This is a genomic window from Bradyrhizobium sp. RDI18 (assembly GCF_043203335.1).
GTDB lineage: Bacteria > Pseudomonadota > Alphaproteobacteria > Rhizobiales > Xanthobacteraceae > Bradyrhizobium > Bradyrhizobium retamae.
Genome location: NZ_JBICRN010000008.1, coordinates 5,079,563 through 5,096,781, shown reverse-complemented (window position 1 = coordinate 5,096,781; position 17,219 = coordinate 5,079,563). Strand labels below are relative to the sequence as shown.

At 63.1% G+C, this 17,219-nt stretch carries 16 protein-coding genes; 8 read left to right on the top strand and 8 right to left on the bottom strand.

Annotated elements, in window-relative coordinates:
• Window positions 1-218: 218 nt before the first annotated feature.
• A complete protein-coding gene (locus ACFXS9_RS33695) occupies window positions 219-1,598 on the bottom strand; it encodes a serine protease (RefSeq protein WP_392696715.1) in 1,380 nt (459 codons plus the stop codon).
• 164 nt (window positions 1,599-1,762) lie between these two features.
• Between ACFXS9_RS33695 and ACFXS9_RS33690 the strand changes: the two genes are divergently transcribed.
• On the top strand, window positions 1,763-2,566 hold the full coding sequence (locus tag ACFXS9_RS33690; RefSeq protein ID WP_392696712.1) for a HesA/MoeB/ThiF family protein: 804 nt from the start codon (window positions 1,763-1,765) through the stop codon (window positions 2,564-2,566).
• A gap of 3 nt (window positions 2,567-2,569) precedes the next feature.
• Here ACFXS9_RS33690 and ACFXS9_RS33685 read toward each other — a convergent pair whose 3' ends face one another.
• Window positions 2,570-3,565 carry an aldo/keto reductase gene (locus ACFXS9_RS33685; RefSeq protein WP_392696710.1) on the bottom strand — a complete coding sequence of 332 codons (996 nt, stop codon included), beginning with the start codon at window positions 3,563-3,565 and terminating at the stop codon, window positions 2,570-2,572.
• A 118-nt stretch (window positions 3,566-3,683) separates the two neighbouring features.
• On the opposite strand from ACFXS9_RS33685, the gene ACFXS9_RS33680 reads away from it, so the two are divergent.
• Window positions 3,684-4,643: a LysR family transcriptional regulator gene (locus tag ACFXS9_RS33680; protein WP_392696708.1), complete on the top strand. Its 960-nt coding sequence runs from the start codon at window positions 3,684-3,686 to the stop codon at window positions 4,641-4,643.
• Window positions 4,644-4,785: 142 nt separating this feature from the next.
• Window positions 4,786-5,823 carry an IS110 family transposase gene (locus ACFXS9_RS33675; protein ID WP_392696705.1) on the top strand — a complete coding sequence of 346 codons (1,038 nt, stop codon included), beginning with the start codon at window positions 4,786-4,788 and terminating at the stop codon, window positions 5,821-5,823.
• A gap of 311 nt (window positions 5,824-6,134) precedes the next feature.
• Here the strand turns inward: ACFXS9_RS33675 and ACFXS9_RS33670 are convergent, their stop codons facing one another.
• Window positions 6,135-7,136: a 2-hydroxyacid dehydrogenase gene (locus ACFXS9_RS33670; RefSeq protein ID WP_392696702.1), complete on the bottom strand. Its 1,002-nt coding sequence runs from the start codon at window positions 7,134-7,136 to the stop codon at window positions 6,135-6,137.
• Between the two features lie 345 nt (window positions 7,137-7,481).
• Here ACFXS9_RS33670 and ACFXS9_RS33665 point away from each other — a divergent pair, with 345 nt between their 5' ends.
• The gene (locus ACFXS9_RS33665; protein WP_392696699.1) at window positions 7,482-8,009 is read left to right on the top strand and encodes an SH3 domain-containing protein; all 528 of its coding nucleotides are present in this window, start codon (window positions 7,482-7,484) and stop codon (window positions 8,007-8,009) included.
• A gap of 129 nt (window positions 8,010-8,138) precedes the next feature.
• On the opposite strand, the gene irrA is transcribed toward ACFXS9_RS33665, so the two are convergent.
• Entirely contained in the window at window positions 8,139-8,630 is a 492-nt protein-coding gene (irrA, locus tag ACFXS9_RS33660; protein ID WP_057844747.1) for an iron response transcriptional regulator IrrA, read from the bottom strand.
• A gap of 334 nt (window positions 8,631-8,964) precedes the next feature.
• Between irrA and fabA the strand changes: the two genes are divergently transcribed.
• The 3 genes from fabA (at window position 8,965) to fabI (ending at window position 11,747) form a co-directional block, all read left to right on the top strand.
• Window positions 8,965-9,489 carry a 3-hydroxyacyl-[acyl-carrier-protein] dehydratase FabA gene (gene fabA / locus ACFXS9_RS33655; protein WP_171578877.1) on the top strand — a complete coding sequence of 175 codons (525 nt, stop codon included), beginning with the start codon at window positions 8,965-8,967 and terminating at the stop codon, window positions 9,487-9,489.
• Window positions 9,490-9,551: 62 nt separating this feature from the next.
• Complete coding sequence (gene fabB, locus ACFXS9_RS33650) at window positions 9,552-10,775, top strand: beta-ketoacyl-ACP synthase I (RefSeq protein WP_065746426.1); 1,224 nt, start codon at window positions 9,552-9,554, stop codon at window positions 10,773-10,775.
• Between the two features lie 171 nt (window positions 10,776-10,946).
• Window positions 10,947-11,747, top strand: coding sequence for an enoyl-ACP reductase FabI (gene fabI, locus ACFXS9_RS33645; RefSeq protein WP_392696694.1), 801 nt, complete (start codon window positions 10,947-10,949; stop codon window positions 11,745-11,747).
• A gap of 110 nt (window positions 11,748-11,857) precedes the next feature.
• Here the strand turns inward: fabI and ACFXS9_RS33640 are convergent, their stop codons facing one another.
• The 3 genes from ACFXS9_RS33640 to ACFXS9_RS33630 form a co-directional block, all read right to left on the bottom strand.
• Window positions 11,858-12,454 carry a glutathione S-transferase family protein gene (locus tag ACFXS9_RS33640; protein ID WP_392696691.1) on the bottom strand — a complete coding sequence of 199 codons (597 nt, stop codon included), beginning with the start codon at window positions 12,452-12,454 and terminating at the stop codon, window positions 11,858-11,860.
• Window positions 12,455-12,621: 167 nt separating this feature from the next.
• The gene (locus ACFXS9_RS33635) at window positions 12,622-13,077 is read right to left on the bottom strand and encodes a GNAT family N-acetyltransferase (RefSeq protein ID WP_392696688.1); all 456 of its coding nucleotides are present in this window, start codon (window positions 13,075-13,077) and stop codon (window positions 12,622-12,624) included.
• Window positions 13,078-13,106: 29 nt separating this feature from the next.
• Window positions 13,107-14,045, bottom strand: coding sequence for a LysR substrate-binding domain-containing protein (locus ACFXS9_RS33630; RefSeq protein ID WP_392696685.1), 939 nt, complete (start codon window positions 14,043-14,045; stop codon window positions 13,107-13,109).
• 103 nt (window positions 14,046-14,148) lie between these two features.
• Here ACFXS9_RS33630 and katG point away from each other — a divergent pair, with 103 nt between their 5' ends.
• Window positions 14,149-16,302, top strand: coding sequence for a catalase/peroxidase HPI (gene katG / locus ACFXS9_RS33625; protein ID WP_392696682.1), 2,154 nt, complete (start codon window positions 14,149-14,151; stop codon window positions 16,300-16,302).
• A gap of 81 nt (window positions 16,303-16,383) precedes the next feature.
• Here the strand turns inward: katG and ACFXS9_RS33620 are convergent, their stop codons facing one another.
• On the bottom strand, window positions 16,384-17,130 hold the full coding sequence (locus ACFXS9_RS33620; protein WP_334379593.1) for a superoxide dismutase: 747 nt from the start codon (window positions 17,128-17,130) through the stop codon (window positions 16,384-16,386).
• Window positions 17,131-17,219: the final 89 nt, after the last annotated feature.

The following is a 17,219-nucleotide window of genomic DNA, read 5'->3' as shown; positions in this document are numbered from 1 at the left end:
GCATTCTGCGACGCCGAGTTACGCGCTCGTTCAGACGTGCCCAGCCCGATCCAAAGGTCAGGGGATCGCGGTAGTCCGAATCAGTCAGCTTGCAATGATGCCCGATTATGGAAGTGTGGTCATCCGGGCAAATACTGCCGTGCGGCGCATCGGCGCCCGATCATCGGCGGCGGCATGGCCCATATTCGGCTGGCCGATGTCAGCCACCATGCGAACTCCTACTTCCTGACGCAGATCACGCGGACCACCGACGCCTTGACGTCCGTCGATCCGCCAGCCGCGTTGACGCCGTTGGCCTTGAGGAAGTCGCGTACCGTTTCGGCGGTCACCAGCATCGCTTGCGCCGCCGGCACGCCATTGGTAGGTCCCGCCACTTGAACCGGCTTCAACAGCGCGATGCCGGCGAATTTGCCGTCGCCGTCCTGCGCGGGCGCGCCGGAGAAGCCAAGCGCCGGCGCCGGCGTCAGCGCGATATCGCTGCTGCCGCCTAGCTGGGCCACCGTGGCCTTGGTGCTGGTCACCGCCACGCCGCCGTCCTGGTTCTGCGGATCGGCAATGCCGGTGAGGTCGAGCGCCGGTTTGGTGGCGGCATTGGCGAGATTGAGCGCCTTCAGCCCGCGCGCGCCGTAGATGCGCAAGAGCGCCAGATCGTGCTCCTTGTCCTCGGCGACACGGTCTGCATTGCCGAAGCCCGCGATCGCGACCGTGAGGCAGCCGTCGGTGATCTGGCGGTCGGCCAGAATCGCGCCATCGTCGCCGACGACGACACCGGTGCCGTATTCCACGCTCTTGCGCGGGGGAGGCCCCGCCGTCTGCGCGACCGCCGGAAATGCGTTGAACGCGCTCGACATCGCGATCACCACGGGCTCGACGGTGTTCTCGGTTGCCTGGTCGTACATGATGGTGAGGATGCGGACCTCGTCGCCTTTGAAGGTGCCGCGCATATAAAACTTCTTCAGACCCTGCAGGCCGGACAGCACGAAGAAATCCGGCTTGACCACGGTGTAATCGATGTTGCGGCCCGGCTCTTTCTTCTCGCGCTCGGCGAGTTTTGCCGTGGTCGGATTGGCTTCCTTGCGCCGCGAAAGCTGGATCTGGATCGTGCCGGTTGGTGACGTCCATTTGGTGCCGTTGGCGTCGCTGGCCTGCTGCGGCACCAGCTTGGTGGGAATGCCGAGCCGCGCGCTAGTGCCGGGATCGATGACGATTTTCCAGCCGACGCTCTCCTGCTTTTTCCTGGCAGTATCGGCGAGGAGGCCGCGCTCCTGCGGATTGAGCACGCCGGTCGGCTTAGCCCCGCGCGACTTCTGGAATTCCTTGATCGCATTGACCATGCGCTCGCTGACGTCGCCGGTAATGGCGCCGTTATATTGCCCGACCCAGGCGAGGTCCGACTGCAGCGCCAGCCGCTCGGCCTGGCCTAAGGCCTTCGCCGTGTCTTCCGGCTTCTGCAGCGCGGGACGGATCGGCACTGTCGTGACTTGCTTCGGCTTGGCGCCCGCCGTGGAAGGGGGCGTCATTTGCGCCTGCGCGGCGGCCCCGGAGATCGCAAAAGCCGAGGCTGCGATCATCAATGTTGCTGAAAGCACCAATCTCATGACAAATCCCGGCCGAATAACGAGAGTGCGATCATTGACGCCCGGCCAATTAAGCACATCTGCTTAGTCGGCAACAACCGCGCCCCGGTTCAGGGGGATTATCCCCCCATCCTGAGGAGCCGCGAAGCGAGGGTTTGCCAGCGAAGGAAGGACAGCACACGACCATGCTGAGCGCCGACGAACTCGAACGCTACGCCCGCCATATCGTGCTGCGCGAAGTCGGCGGTCCCGGGCAGGCCGCCCTGAAAGCGGCATCCGTGCTGGTGATCGGCGCTGGCGGCCTCGGCGCGCCCGTCCTGATGTATCTGGCGGCGGCCGGTGTCGGCAGGCTAGGCGCTGTCGATGACGACATCGTCTCGCTGTCCAATCTGCAGCGGCAGATCATCCACGCCACGCCGGACATCGGGCGGCGCAAGGTCGACAGCGCCGCGGAGACCGTTCACGCGCTCAATCCCCATGTTCGTTTCGAGGCGCATGGGGTGCGTCTCGATGCGGGGAACGTGATGTCGCTGATCGACGACTATGATCTCGTGCTCGACGGCTCCGACAATTTCGAGACCCGCTATCTGGTGTCCGATGCCTGCTTCTTTGCCGGCAAGCCGCTGATCACGGCGGCGCTCGGGATGTTCGACGGATCGCTAACCACGATCCGGGCGCATGAACGGGACGGCGACGGCCACTTCAATCCGACCTATCGCTGCCTGTTTCCCGAACCGCCGCCGCCCGGCACCATACCGGCCTGCGCCGAGGCCGGCGTCATGGGCGCGCTGGCGGGCATGCTCGGCTCGATGATGGCGCTGGAGGCGATCCGCGAGATCGTCGGCTTCGGCGAGAGCCTGGTCGGCCGACTGGTGATGGTCGATGCACGCGCGATGCGGTTTGAAACATTGCGCTACACACGCGATCCGCAAAACCCGCTCAACGGCGATGCGCCCACGATCACTGATTTGAGCGGGCACGCGGCGTAGTATTCACCGCTTCTCGCTGTCCATATGCGCAAGCTGGGCTTCGGGGTAGCGCGCCCCTGCGGCCACGCCCGGCGGGAACGCCTCGGCCAGTGCGGCCAGATGGGTCGGCGTCAGTTTGACGTCGAGCGCACCAAGCGCTTCAGCGAGACGGTCACGGCGGCGGGCGCCGACCAGCGGCACGATGTCGTTGTCCTGCGCTGCGACCCAAGCGATGGCGACTTGGGCTGGCGAGGCGCCGACGTCATCGGCAATTCGCCGCAACGAGTCAGCCAACATCAGGTTCGCATCGAGATTGGAGCCCTGAAAGCGCGGGCTCATGGCACGAAAATCCTGCGCGCCGGAACGATCCTTGGTCCAGTGGCCGCTGATCAGGCCGCGCGCCAGCACGCCATAGGCGGTGATACCGATGCCCAGTTGCCGACAGGTTTTCAGAATGTCGGCTTCGATGCCGCGAGCGAGCAGTGAATATTCGATCTGCAGATCGACGATCGGATGCACAGCGTGCGCCCGGCGAATGGTATCGGAACCGACTTCGGAAAGGCCGATATGCCTGATCCAGCCAGCTTTCACCATGTCGGCCATCGCGCCGATGGTTTCTTCAATCGGCACATCCGGATCGAGACGCGCAGGCCGATAGATGTCGATCGTGTCGACGCCGAGCCGCTGCAGCGAATAGGCGACAAAATTCCGGATCGCGGCCGGGCGGCTGTCATAGCCGAGAAAGCCCTTGTTGGGATCACGTAAAGCTCCGAACTTCACGCTGATCTGCAGATTGTCGCGGTTGTGGCTAGCGAGCGCCTCGCCGATCAGCATTTCATTGTGACCCATGCCGTAGAAATCGCCGGTGTCGAGCAGGGTGATGCCGGCATCGAGCGCGGCGTGGATCGTGGCGATGCTCTCGCTGCGGTCGGCCGGGCCGTAGAAGTCTGACATGCCCATGCAGCCGAGGCCGATGGCTGACACGGTTGGACCGGTCGTGCCGAGATTGCGGTTTTCCATGGTGGTTCTCCTCGTAAAGCGGTAGCGGCGATGCCGCCGATGACGAGGCTGATATGAACCTTCTTCTTCGGGACGATAAGCTGGACAATCCCAAATAGCTTGTTCACTATATCGAACAATGAAGGACTTTGACCTCCGCGATCTCGACGCCTTTGTTGCCGTGGCGCGCACCCGGAATTTCCGCCGTGCCGCGATCGAGCAGGGCGTCTCCGTCTCAAGTCTCAGCCAGCGGCTGCGCGACATGGAAGAGCGGCTCGGCGTGCGCCTGATGAATCGCACCACGCGCAGCGTAGCCCTCACCGAAGCCGGCGAGTTGTTGCTGGGGCGCGTCGGCCCGGCGCTATCGGATGTCGGCGCGGCGCTCGATCAGGTGCGCGGTCTGCGGGCTGTGCCGTCGGGGCGTCTGCGCATCAATGCACCGCCGCCGGCAATCGACCTGGTGCTGGCGCCGATGGTCGCGCCGTTTCTCGAGAAGCATCCCAAGGTCGAGCTGGAGATCGTCGGTGAGAGTGCGTTTGTCGATATCGTCGCCGGCGGGTTCGACGCCGGCGTGCGCTATGGCGAACATCTGGCGCAGGACATGATCGCGGTCTCGCTCGGGGCGCCGCAGCGTTACGCAGTGGTGGCGTCGAAGGAATATGTTGCTCAGCATGGTCGACCGGAAGTGCCGAAGGATCTGCTCGACCATGCCTGTATCCGCACCCGCTTCGGCAGCGGCGCGATGCTGGATTGGGAGTTCGAGAAAGCGGGCCGTGTCGTAAAGGTCTCCCCGCCGGCCAGGCTGGTCGCGACCTATCTGGGGCTGGCGTTGCGCGCCGTCCATGACGGGGTGGGCTTCTGGCTGACATTCGAAGGTTATGTACGCTATGGCATCAAGTCGGGCGCGCTGGTCAGCGTGCTCGACGACTGGTGCCCGCCGTTTCCGGGACCGTTTCTGTATTATCCGAGCCGTCGCCAGCCGCCGCCGGCGCTTGCCGCGTTCGTGGCTTTCGTCGCGGAATGGCGGAAGCGGGAGCGGCGGAAAAGCGGAAAATTTCCCGTCGTCCCGGCCAAGCGAAGCGCGAGCCGGGACCCATAACCACCGATGTGGCTTGTCGGAAAGAACTTGGGCCCCAGCTTGTCGTAACCACAAAGGCCCGTGGTTGATGGTGTGGACGGCCCCCTACGGCATCAGTGTGCCAGAATGAGGTTGTTGCAAATCTCAGACAAGGGAGCCGTCCGTGAAGCAGATTAGCCGCATTGGAATGGATACGTCGAAGTATATTTTTGTGCTGCATGGAGTTGATGCGGCGGAGCAGGTGGTGTTGCGCAAGAAACTTTCGCGCAAGCAGGTGCTGGAGTTCTTTGCCAAATTGCCGCCGACCGTGATCGGGATGGAGGCCTGCGGGGCTTCGCAATATTGGGCGCGGGAGCTTCGCAAGCTTGGCCATGAGGTGAAGCTGATGGCTCCGCAATTGGTGAAGCCCTATGTGACGCGGAACAAGAATGACTGGCGGGATGCGGAGGGCCTGTGTGAGGCGATGAGCCGGCCGAGCATGCGGTTTGTGCCGGTAAAGAGCGCCGAGCAGCAGGCTGCATTAATGCTGACAGGAATCCGCGATGGATTGATCGCCCGGCGCACCCAGTTGACCAATACGATCCGCGGCCATGCGGCGGAGTATGGCCTGATTGCGCCCAAGGGGTTGGACAAGATCGAGCCGTTGTTGGCGCAGATTGCCCAGGACGAGACGCTTCCCGCGATGGCGCGCGAGCTGTTTACGGTGCTGGGCCGCGAATGCACCAGGCTCGAGGGCGAGCTGGAGGCGATCGAGGCCAAGCTGATGGCCTGGCACCGTGGCGATGCCATGGGCCGCCGGCTGGCAAAGATCCCTTCGGTCGGCCCGATCGTGGCGACGGCGCTGGTGATGAAGACACCAGATCCGCGCGCGTTCCGCTCCGGTCGTCACTTTGCGGCCTGGCTCGGCCTCACGCCCAAGGACCATTCCACCGCCGGCAAGACCAGGCTCGGCAAGATCAGGGCCGGCGATGAGGACCTTCGTCGCCTGCTGGTGATCGGGGCGACCGCGGTGATCCAGCAGGCCAGGCGTGGCCGCGGCCATCACTCGCGCTGGCTGCTGGCATTGATCCAGCGCAAGCCGCCGAAGCTTGCGGCCGTAGCGCTCGCCAACAAGGTGGCCCGCATCGCCTGGAAGCTGATGGTCACGGGGGAGGCGTACGACGCGGCGCGGATCAATGCCACGGCGGCAGTCGCCGCTTAAACAGGTCAAACAGGTTGGCCGGCCGGCGGCTCGTCCGCCGACCGACCCGGAAGCTGCAAGAGCAGATGGAGCGATCGATCGAGCAACGATGCGAGACAATCCGTGGGACCCATTGGCCGCCAACAGGCCGCTAGGTTGTTTGGAACTCGCATCGCGCAACCCATCTTGGCCAGCGGTCAACACAACCGCACTCACAGGCCGGACATATGGATGCAAGCGATCCGATCTCACTCAAAAAGCTCTTGTGCCACGGGGGCCGTCCACATATGGGTCCCTGCTTTCGCAGGGACGACTTCGTTGAAGCCTCCCGCTCACAGCATGCTGGGCAGCACGCGATCCGGCGGCTTGTGGTTGTCGAGGAAGGTCCGGATGTTGATGATCACCTTCTCGCCCATCTCGACGCGGCCTTCGATGGTGGCCGAGCCCATATGCGGCAGCAGCGTCACCTTGCCGGCTTTCGCCAGCCGAACCAGTTTCGGATTGACCGCGGGCTCGTGCTCGTAGACGTCGAGGCCGGCGCCGCCGACGTCACCGGCTTCGAGCAGCTTGACCAGCGTGTCCTCGTCGATCACGCCGCCGCGTGCGGTGTTGACGATGTAGGCGTCTTTGCGGATCAGCTTGAGCCGCCTGGCCGACAACAGGTGATAGGTTGCCGGCGTGTGCGGACAGTTCACCGAGATGATGTCCATCCGCGCCAGCATCTGGTCGAGGCTTTCCCAATAGGTCGCGCCGAGTTCCTCGGCGATGACAGGCGCTACCGGGCGGCGGTTGTGATAGTGGATCTGCAGGCCGAAGGCGCGCGCGCGGCGAGCCACCGCCTGGCCGATGCGGCCCATGCCGATGATGCCGAGGCGCTTGCCGCCGATGCGATGGCCGAGCATCCAGGTCGGCGACCAGCCGGGCCAGTTCTTGCCGTCGGGGAGGATGGTTGCGCCTTCGATCAGTCGCCGCGGCACTGCGAGAATCAGCGCCATGGTCATGTCGGCGGTGTCTTCGGTCAGGACTTTCGGCGTGTTGGTCACCGTGATGCCGCGCGCATGTGCCGCCGTGACGTCGATATTGTCGACGCCGTTGCCGAAATTGGCGATCATGCGCAGCTTGCAGTCAGGGTGCTTGAGCATCTCCTCACTGATTATGTCGGTGACGGTCGGCACCAGCACGTCCGCCGAGCGGCTGGCTTCGGCAATCTGCTGCGGCGTCATCGGCATATCGTCGAGATTCAGCCTCGCGTCGAACAACTCGCGCATCCGGGTCTCGATCGAGTCCGGCAATTTGCGAGTGACGACGACGAGAGGTTTTTTCTTGATCGACATGTCCTGCTCTCATGAGGGAGGTGCGCGAAAGGCGCGCCGTTCAGACCTCATTAACCCGGTTGTTCGACACTGCGATGGCCACGCGGTCTCGGTATCCGGCTGTTTGCTGAGGTTAAGTCCCTTGGGTTCCCCAATACTTGCCTCGGATTTTCGGCGGAAAATCCGGGCGTTCTGGTTCTAGGCGTTCCGTCCTCTCTATCAGAAGACCGGGCCAAGACAAGAACCCTCGGCCGTCGCAAACCGGGTGCGGCCAAAGCGGGGCACGGGGTCTGGGGTTTCGGGCGTTAGCGGGCGGTTTCAACTCGGAGCATTCGAGTTGGGCGTGGCTCGGCAGGAGACGGGTTGATGGCGTTGGGGCGTTTCTGTTCGGTAGCGGTGCTGGCGGCGTGCTGGCTTGTCGCTTCCGTCAGCACAGGGTTTTCGGCCAAGGATTCGGCCACCACCACGAGCGGCCTGCCGGTGCCACGCTATGTCAGCCTCAAATCCGATCATGTGAATGTGCGGGCCGGTCCTACCAAGGACAACGACGTCGCCTGGGTCTATACCCGCTCGGGCTTGCCTGTCGAAATCACCGCCGAGTTCGAGAACTGGCGGCGCGTGCGCGATTCCGAAGGCGCCGAGGGCTGGGTCTATCATTCGCTGCTGTCCGGCCGCCGCACTGCGGTCGTCACCATGAAGAGCAAGGACGAGTTGGCGTCGCTGTACGATAGTCCCGATCGAACCAGCGCGGTCGCCGCCCGCCTGCAGGCCGGCGTCGTCGCGCAAGTCAAGAAATGCGCCAATGGCTGGTGCCGCGTCGTCGGCAACGGCTTTGACGGCTGGATCGAGCAGCAGCGCCTATGGGGCGTCTATGCAGACGAGAGGGTGGATTGAGGATGTTGGTCGTCCCTGCGAACGCAGGGACCCATACACCGCGGCTTCTCAATAGGGCACGCGGGCAGATGCCTTTCCTCACAACATAGATTTGTGGTTATGGGTCCCTGCGTTTCGCAGGGACGACAGCTAGCGCTTCTTGCGCAGCCGCACGACCATGTCGACGCGGGCGATCTCGTAGCCCTCGGGCACGTCGGGCATCTTCGACAACACCAGATGCGGATCGGGAATGTCGACCAGCTCGTGGTTGTTCTCGAGATAGAAGTGGTGATGCGCGGTGACGTTGGTGTCGAAATAGGTCTTGGTGCCGTCGACCGAGACCTGGCGCAACAGGCCGGCATCGGTGAGCTGATTAAGCGTGTTGTAGACGGTGGCCAGCGACACCGGAACCTTGGCGAGCGTCGCCTCCTCGTAGAGCATTTCCGCAGTCAGATGGCGGGCGCCCTTGCCGAACAGTAGCCAACCCAGCGCCATGCGCTGGCGGGTGGGCCGCAGACCCGCGGCCTGCAGCATTTCGTTGACGTCGTGCCAAGGACAGCCGGTCAACGCCGGCTGGTGTCCGGCGGCGCGGGCAGCCGGATCGATACCGTCGTCGTTCAGGGGCGAGGCTTGGTCGTTCATGTCCACTTCGGGTACCACACGCGTAACTTGGGCAATATTCTTGCCCAATATAAAAGGAAATCAGGTAGATGCAAGTTTTTCGCAACTAGAACCGGCCCAAGGTTAAGAGGAACCAGCATGACTATGGGGCGTTTTAGCCCGTTCCAGCGCTTTGCCGGGCCCTAACGCCTATGTTACAGAGCGCGCGGACCACATATGCGATTTCGGCAGAGACTAACGCCGATAGCACCCTAAGTAGCGCCAAATTGCGGGAAAACAAGCGTTCTCCCGCGGGGAAACGGGTCCGGTTCGCTCAAAAGCGCTCCATCGGGACATCTAAGGTGAGGCTGAATAGATGCTGGATCGGCGCAGCGGTTATGAATATGAGGATTTGCTCGCCTGCGGCCGCGGCGAGATGTTCGGTCCCGGAAATGCGCAGCTACCGCTGCCGCCGATGCTGATGTTCGACCGCATCACCGAGATCACCGAAAAGGGCGGCGAGTTCGGCAAGGGTCTGATCCGCGCCGAACTCGATGTGAAGCCGGACCTGTGGTTTTTCGGCTGCCATTTCAAGAATGACCCGGTCATGCCGGGCTGCCTTGGCCTGGACGCGATGTGGCAGATGGTCGGATTTTACCTCGGCTGGATCGGCGGCGAGGGGCGCGGCCGGGCGCTGGGGCTCGGGGAATTGAAGTTCTCCGGCCAGGTGCTGCCGAACGCCCGCAAGGTTGTGTACAACATCGACATGAAACGCGTGATGCGTTCAAAGCTGGTGCTCGGCGTCGGCGACGGCTGGCTTTCCATGGATGGCGAGATTATCTATCGCGCCAAGGATCTGAAGGTCGGGCTGTTCAAGCAGGGCTCCGCGCCGGGCGGCTGAGCAACGCGATCAAGCAGCAACACACCTTCACAGAACAACGTAAACGGCAAGGCGAGGCGATCATGAGGCGGGTTGTCATCACGGGGATGGGTATCGTCTCATCCATCGGAAACAACACCCAGGAAGTGCTTGCGAGCCTTCGCGAGGCAAAATCCGGCATCACGCGTGCGGAAAAGCACGCCGAGCTCGGTTTTCGCTCGCAGGTGCAGGGCGCGCCAACGCTCAATCCCGCTGACGTCATCGATCGTCGCGCCATGCGATTCCTCGCCGAAGGAGCGGCTTGGAATCACGTCGCGATGGAGCAGGCGATCCGCGATTCCGGCCTTGAAGCCAACGAAGTTTCCAATGAGCGCACCGGCATCATCATGGGGTCGGGCGGACCGTCGACGCGGACGCTGGTGGAAGCGGCCGACATCGCGCGCACCAAAGGTCCGAAGCGGGTCGGCCCGTTCGCGGTGCCGAAGGGCATGTCATCGACGGCCTCGGCGACGTTGGCGACCTGGTTCAAGATCAAGGGCGTGAATTATTCGATCTCGTCGGCCTGCGCGACCTCCAACCATTGCATCGGCAACGCCTATGAGACGATCCAGATCGGCAAGCAGGATGTGATCTTCGCCGGCGGTTGCGAGGAGCTCGACTGGACCCTGTCGGTGCTGTTCGACGCCATGGGCGCAATGTCGTCCAAGTACAACGACACGCCGGCGACGGCCTCGCGTCCCTACGACATCAGCCGCGATGGTTTTGTCATTGCCGGCGGCGCCGGCGTGGTGGTGCTGGAAGAGCTCGAACGTGCCAAGGCGCGCGGCGCGCGCATTTACGGCGAACTGGTCGGCTATGGCGCAACGTCGGACGGTTACGACATGGTGGCGCCGTCGGGCGAAGGCGCCGAGCGCTGCATGCGCATGGCGATTTCGACGGTGAAGACGCCGATCGACTATATCAATCCGCACGCCACCTCGACGCCGGCCGGCGATCCGCCGGAGATCGAGGCGATCCGAAAGGTGTTCGGCACCGGCGACAAGTGCCCGCCGATCTCGGCGACCAAGGCGTTGACCGGCCATTCGCTCGGCGCTACCGGCGTGCAGGAGGCGATCTATTCGCTTCTGATGCTGAACAACGGCTTCGTCTGCGAGAGCGCCCATATCACCGAACTCGATCCGGTGTTTGCCGACATGCCGATCGTGCGCAAGCGCATCGACAACGCCAAGCTCGGCACCGTGCTGTCGAACTCCTTTGGCTTCGGCGGCACCAACGCCACGCTGGTGTTCAAGCGGCTGGATGCGTGATGTACTTGTCATGCCCCGCCACCGGGTCTCGCCTTCGGCGAGCCCGATGACAGGCTCCGTCGGGGCATCCAGTACGCCGGGGCCTCTCGGCTAAATCACTGACGCCTCTGGAATACTGGATCACCCGCCTTCGCGGATGATGACGTCGAAGACAATGGGAGTGTGCGTACGATGCAGGACCTGATGAAAGGCAAGCGCGGGCTGATCATGGGCGTCGCCAATGATCATTCGATCGCCTGGGGCATCGCCAAGACGCTTCACGCGCAGGGCGCCGAACTCGCCTTCACCTATCAGGGCGAGGCGCTCGGCAAGCGCGTCAAGCCGCTGGCGCAATCGCTCGGCGTCGATACGGTGCTGTCGTGCGACGTCGAAGACCTTGCCAGCGTCGATTCGGTTTTCGCGGCTCTGAAGGCCAAATGGGACAGGCTCGACTTTCTCGTCCACGCGATCGCGTTCTCCGACAAGAACGAGTTGAAGGGGCGCTATGCCGATACCACGCGCGAGAACTTTTCGCGCACGATGCTGATCTCCTGCTTTTCGTTCACCGAAATCGCCAAGCGCGCCGCCGAGCTGATGCCCGAGACCGGGGGCTCCATGATCACGCTGACCTTCGGCGGATCGGTGCGCGTGATGCCGAATTACAATGTGATGGGTGTGGCGAAAGCGGCGCTGGAAGCATCAGTACGCTATCTCGCCGCCGACTTCGGCCCGCGCAAGATCCGCATCAATTCGATCTCGGCCGGCCCGGTTCGCACGCTGGCAGGCTCCGGCATCGGCGATGCGCGCGCGATGTTCGCCTTCCAGCAGAAACACTCGCCGCTCGGCCGCGGCGTGACGCTGGAAGAACTCGGCGGCTCGGCGCTCTATCTGTTGTCCGATCTGTCAGGCGGTGTCACCGGTGAAATCCACTACGTCGATTCCGGTTACAACGTGATCTCGATGCCGCGGCCCGAAGATTTGAAAGCGGAGTAATTCGCTGATTGGTAGGGTAGGCAAAGGCGCACTTGCGTCGTGCCCACCATCCGTCGTCACAGCGTGCCTTGAATGGTGGGCACGCTGCGCTTTGCCCACTTACGACCGCCTCACCCCGCCGCGATTTTCTCCGCGCGCTGAAAGGCCGGACGCGCCGCGCAGCGGTCGATATAAGCGTCGAATGACGGCCGTGGCGGCACCATCTTGAACATCCGCACCGCAAAATTCAGCCCCGAGCCGAGCATGATGTCGGCGGCCGAAAACTTCTCGCCGAGGATCCAGGGGCCCTTCTGCAGGGCGGCATCGAGCACGTCGAACGTCTGGGTCGCACTGCCCCATGACGCTGTGCTCGACGGCACCTCCAGCTTCGTGAAGAGCTGGATCAAGGCCGGCTCAATGCAGCTCGGCGAGAAGAACAGCCACTGCAGATATCGCGCCCGCAGCGGATCGGTCACAGCCGGCGCAAGGTTGGTTTCGGGATAGCGGTCGGCGATGTAGGCGCAGATCGCCGCCGCCTCCCCGAGCGCGGCGTCGCCGTCCTTCAATCCCGGCACCTTGCCCATCGGATTGATCGCTAGATATTCCGGCGCCTTCTGCGCGCCCGTGGTGATGTCGGTGAGCACGCGCTCATAAGGCAGCCCTGCTTCTTCCAGCAGCCAGATCGCGGAGAAGGAGCGGGAGCGCGGCGAGCAGTAGAGTTGGATCATGGGACGAACCTTTCTTCGGCGTGGACGAATAACGCTTGTTCATTGCGCGTCTACCGCGAATTGGCAACGCACTACGCCTGGAACTAACGAGCCGTGTTCCAACGATATGTTGGTCAACTTCATTTCGCGCAGCATGCAGGCTCCGTCCGCAAGCCGAGCGATGGCCTTCACGCCGATTTTCGCCAGCGATAATACTTCATGAAGCGGCTGATCGCCGGTTCGACCTCTTCCTTCTCGAACACGAAGCCCTCGCGCTCGTACCAGCGCCAGGCCTTTTCGTTCTCTCGCACGCAGCGCAGCCAGATTTCGTCCGGCAGATGTTTGCGCGTAAAGGCGAGCAGTTGGCGTCCGACGCTGTTGCCCTGATACTCCGGCGCGACGAACAACTGGTCGAGATAGCGATCTGAAAGATGCAACGCGAGCATCGCCGCCAATTTCCCGTTGTCGTCGGCGACGTAAAGGCTCCAGCCCTTCTCCACCTCCATCGGGACACGCGCACGCAATTTTGCCAGCAGGGCATCGCTGGCATCTTCCAATCCGGTCGAGACCCAACTCTCCATCCAGATGCGGGCGACCTCGTCGTACTCGTCGGCGCGGGCGAGGCGGATGATCGGTTGTGACATGGTCGATGTCTCCCAAGATGCCCGGCTCGTCAGGCCCGCGCTTTCCGTGGTGACGATCCCGTCTTGCGCTGTTCGCGCAATGCGTCGGCTGCGAGGCAAACCACTTCGGAGATTTGCTGGAGCTGCCCGGCGAGCGGGCTTGTCTTGCGCCAGACCATGCCGATGGTTCGCGACGGCTGCGGATTCCTGAAGCGGGCGACGGAGACCGGCGCCGAGCGGGTTTCCACCGCGACCGCCATTTCCGGGATCAGGGTGACGCCGATACCGGCGCCGACCATTTGCACGAGCGTCGACAGCGAGCTTGCGTCCAGGACTTCCCGCGGCGGCGAGGATTGCATGTTGCAGAACGACAGCGCCTGATCGCGGAAGCAGTGGCCCTCCTCGAGCAGCAAGAGCCGCATTTCGCGCAGTGTGTCGTGGCTCGGTACCGGCGTTCCTTCATCCTCGCCCGGCCGCACCAGCAGGAAATTCTCAGAAAAACACGCGACCTCGGTCAGCGAAGGCTCCGACACAGGCAGCGCAACGATCGCGGTATCGAGCCGACCCTCGACAACTTCCTTGATCAGCTTCGGCGTTAGGGTCTCACGCACATGAATGTCGAGCTCCGGATGCAGGCGCGCGAGATTCTCGATCACCTTCGGCAAAAGATAGGGCGCAATCGTAGGAATCATGCCGATGCGTAAGCGCCCTGCGAGCCGGTCACGCGACGCGCGTGCAAAATCTCCGAGTTCATCGACCGAGCGCAGGATGTCGCGGACACGCTGGATGATCTCTTCGCCGAATTTCGTCAGCGTCACCTGTCGTGCGCTTCGTTCCAGCAGCACGCCGCCCAGGACCTCTTCCATTTCCTTGATTTGCATCGACAGCGCCGGCTGCGAGATCGAACATGCCTCTGCTGCGCGTCCGAAATGGCCGTGACGTGCCAGCGCATCGAAATAGCGAAGCTGTCTGAGTGTCATCTGGATCATCAGAATATCTTATCAGCCCGATCATTAAAATCAACTTCACCTGATGGAAGGCACTGCTTAGAGTGCTTCCAATCCGAACAGGAAGCGACCTCAGGAGACAATCATGGATGACAAGACCAAATGCCCGTTCTCGGGCGGCAATCGCGCACGCACGAACCGCGACTGGTGGCCGGACGCGCTCGACGTTTCGATCCTTCACCGCAATTCCACGCTCTCCGATCCGATGGGCGAGGCGTTCGACTACGCCAAGGAATTCAAGACGCTCGACCTCAATGCCGTGATCAAGGACCTGCACGCGTTGATGACGGACTCGCAGGAATGGTGGCCGGCCGACTTCGGTCACTATGGCGGCCTGATGATCCGCATGGCGTGGCACAGCGCGGGCACTTACCGCATCACGGACGGCCGCGGCGGCGCCGGCGCCGGTCAGCAGCGCTTCGCGCCGCTGAATAGCTGGCCTGACAACGCCAACCTCGACAAGGCGCGCCGGCTGTTGTGGCCGATCAAGCAGAAATACGGCCGGAAAATCTCGTGGGCCGACCTGATGATTCTGGCCGGCAACGTCGCGCTGGAATCGATGGGCTTCAAGACGTTCGGCTTCGCCGGCGGCCGCCCCGACGTCTGGGAGCCTGAGGAGCTGTTCTGGGGGCCTGAGGGCACCTGGCTCGGCGACGAACGCTATAGCGGCGAACGCCAGCTCGCCGAGCCGCTCGGCGCCGTACAGATGGGCCTCATCTACGTCAATCCGGAAGGGCCGAACGGCAATCCGGACCCGATCGCGGCGGCCAAGGATATCCGCGAGACCTTCTTCCGCATGGCGATGAACGACGAGGAAACCGTCGCCCTGATTGCCGGCGGCCACTCTTTCGGCAAGACCCACGGCGCCGGCGATCCGTCGCTGGTCGGACCGGACCCGGAAAGCGGTGCGCTCGAGGATCAGGGCCTCGGCTGGAAGAGCAAGCATGGCACGGGCGTCGGCGCGGACGCCATCACCGGCGGCCCTGAAGTCACCTGGACGCAGACGCCGACCAAGTGGAGCAATCTGTTCTTCAAGAACCTGTTCGAAAACGAATGGGAACTGACGCAGAGCCCGGCTGGAGCGAAGCAGTGGAAGGCAAAAGGGACGGAAGCCACGATCCCGGACGCCTACGACAAGTCGAAGAAGCATGTGCCGACCATGCTGACCACCGACCTGTCGCTGCGCCTCGACCCTGCCTACGAGAAGATCTCGCGGCGCTTCTACGAGCATCCGGACCAGTTCGCCGATGCGTTCGCGCGTGCCTGGTTCAAGCTCACGCACCGCGACATGGGCCCGATCGCGCGTTACCTCGGCCCGCTGGTGCCGAAGGAAACGTTGATCTGGCAGGACCCGATTCCGGCGGTCGATCATCCGCTGATCGGCGAGCAGGACATCGCCGCGCTGAAGGCGAAGATTCTCGCCTCCGGCCTGTTGGTGTCCCAGCTCGTCTCGACCGCATGGGCGTCGGCCTCGACGTTCCGCGGCTCCGACAAGCGCGGTGGCGCGAATGGCGCGCGGATTCGCCTCAGCCCGCAGAAGGACTGGGAGGTCAACCAGCCGGCCGAGCTCAAGACCGTGCTGCAGAAGCTCGAAGCGATCCAGAAGGAGTTCGGCAAGAAGGTTTCGCTTGCCGACCTGATCGTTCTCGGCGGCTGCGCGGCGGTCGAAAAAGCAGCCAAGGACGCCGGACTGGACGTCAAGGTGCCGTTCACGCCGGGTCGCATGGACGCCTCGCAGGAGCAGACCGACGTCGAATCCTTCGCTCCGCTCGAACCGCGTGCCGACGGCTTCCGCAACTTCGTCAGTGCCAAGAAGCACCAGTTCATGAAGCCTGAGGAAGCATTGGTGGACCGGGCGCAGTTGCTGCGGCTGACGGGACCCGAGATGACGGCTCTCGTTGGCGGCCTGCGCGTCCTCGGCGCCAATTTCGGCGGGTCGAAGCACGGCGTGTTCACTCAAAAGCCCGGCACGCTGACGAACGATTTCTTCGTCAACCTGCTCGACATGGGCACGCAATGGCAGCCCGCCGGCTCCGACGGCGTATACGAGAGCCGAGACCGGAAGACGAATGCCGTCAAGTGGACCGGCACCCGCGTCGACCTCATCTTCGGTTCGCACTCGCAGCTCCGCGCCTTCGCGGAAGTCTATGCGTGCACGGACTCGAAGGAGAAGTTTGCGAAGGATTTCGTGGCGGCGTGGACCAAGGTGATGAACCTCGACCGATTCGACATCGCCTGATCCTGACAAGAACTATCCGGAAAGCAAAAAAGGGCGGCCGAGAGGCCGCCCTTTTCACATGGGATTTCACTTGGGATGCGCTCAAACGCCGAGCGTACCGGCCTTCGCCGCGGCATAACGCTCCGCGATCTTGGCCCAGTTCACCGTATTCCACCACGCTTTCAGATAATCCGCGCGACGGTTCTGGTAGTTCAGGTAATAAGCGTGCTCCCAGACGTCGTTGCCCATCAGGGCGCGCTTGCCGTCCATCATCGGATTGTCCTGGTTCGGACGGGTCTCGATCGCAAGCTTGCCGTCCTTGCCCACCGTCACGAACACCCAGCCCGAGCCGAACTGGCGTCCGCCGGCCGCATTAAAGTCGTTCTGGAATTTTTCCATGCCGCCGAGATCGCGGTCGATCGCCGCCAGCACCTCGCCCTCCGGCTTGCCGCCGTTCGGGCCCATGATCTCCCAGAACATGGTGTGGTTGGCATGGCCGCCGAGATTGTTGCGGACGGTGAATTTGATGCTGTCGTCGAGCGCATTCAGGTTGCCGAGCACGTCCTCGATCTTCGCCGTGCCCAATTGCGCATTGGTCTTGGCGACGTTGTTGAGGTTGGCGACATAGGCTGCATGGTGCTTACCATGGTGGATTTCCATCGTCTTGGCGTCGATGTGGGGTTCGAACGCATTGGTCGGATAGGTCAGCGGCGGCAGCGTGAACGGCCCGGTGGGGGCGGCGGCCGGGGCGGGAGCAGCGGCCTGCGCGAAGACCAGACGTGGGGCTGTAGCCACCGCCGCGATACCGGTTGCAGCAAACATCAAGTGGCGCCGGGACATGGATGACATCGACTTCTCCTGTAAGTGAACTGAGTGAATATCCGTTGGACGGAACGCCGTAGGCCGCTGCGCGCGGCAATGTACGGATGATGGGCAGG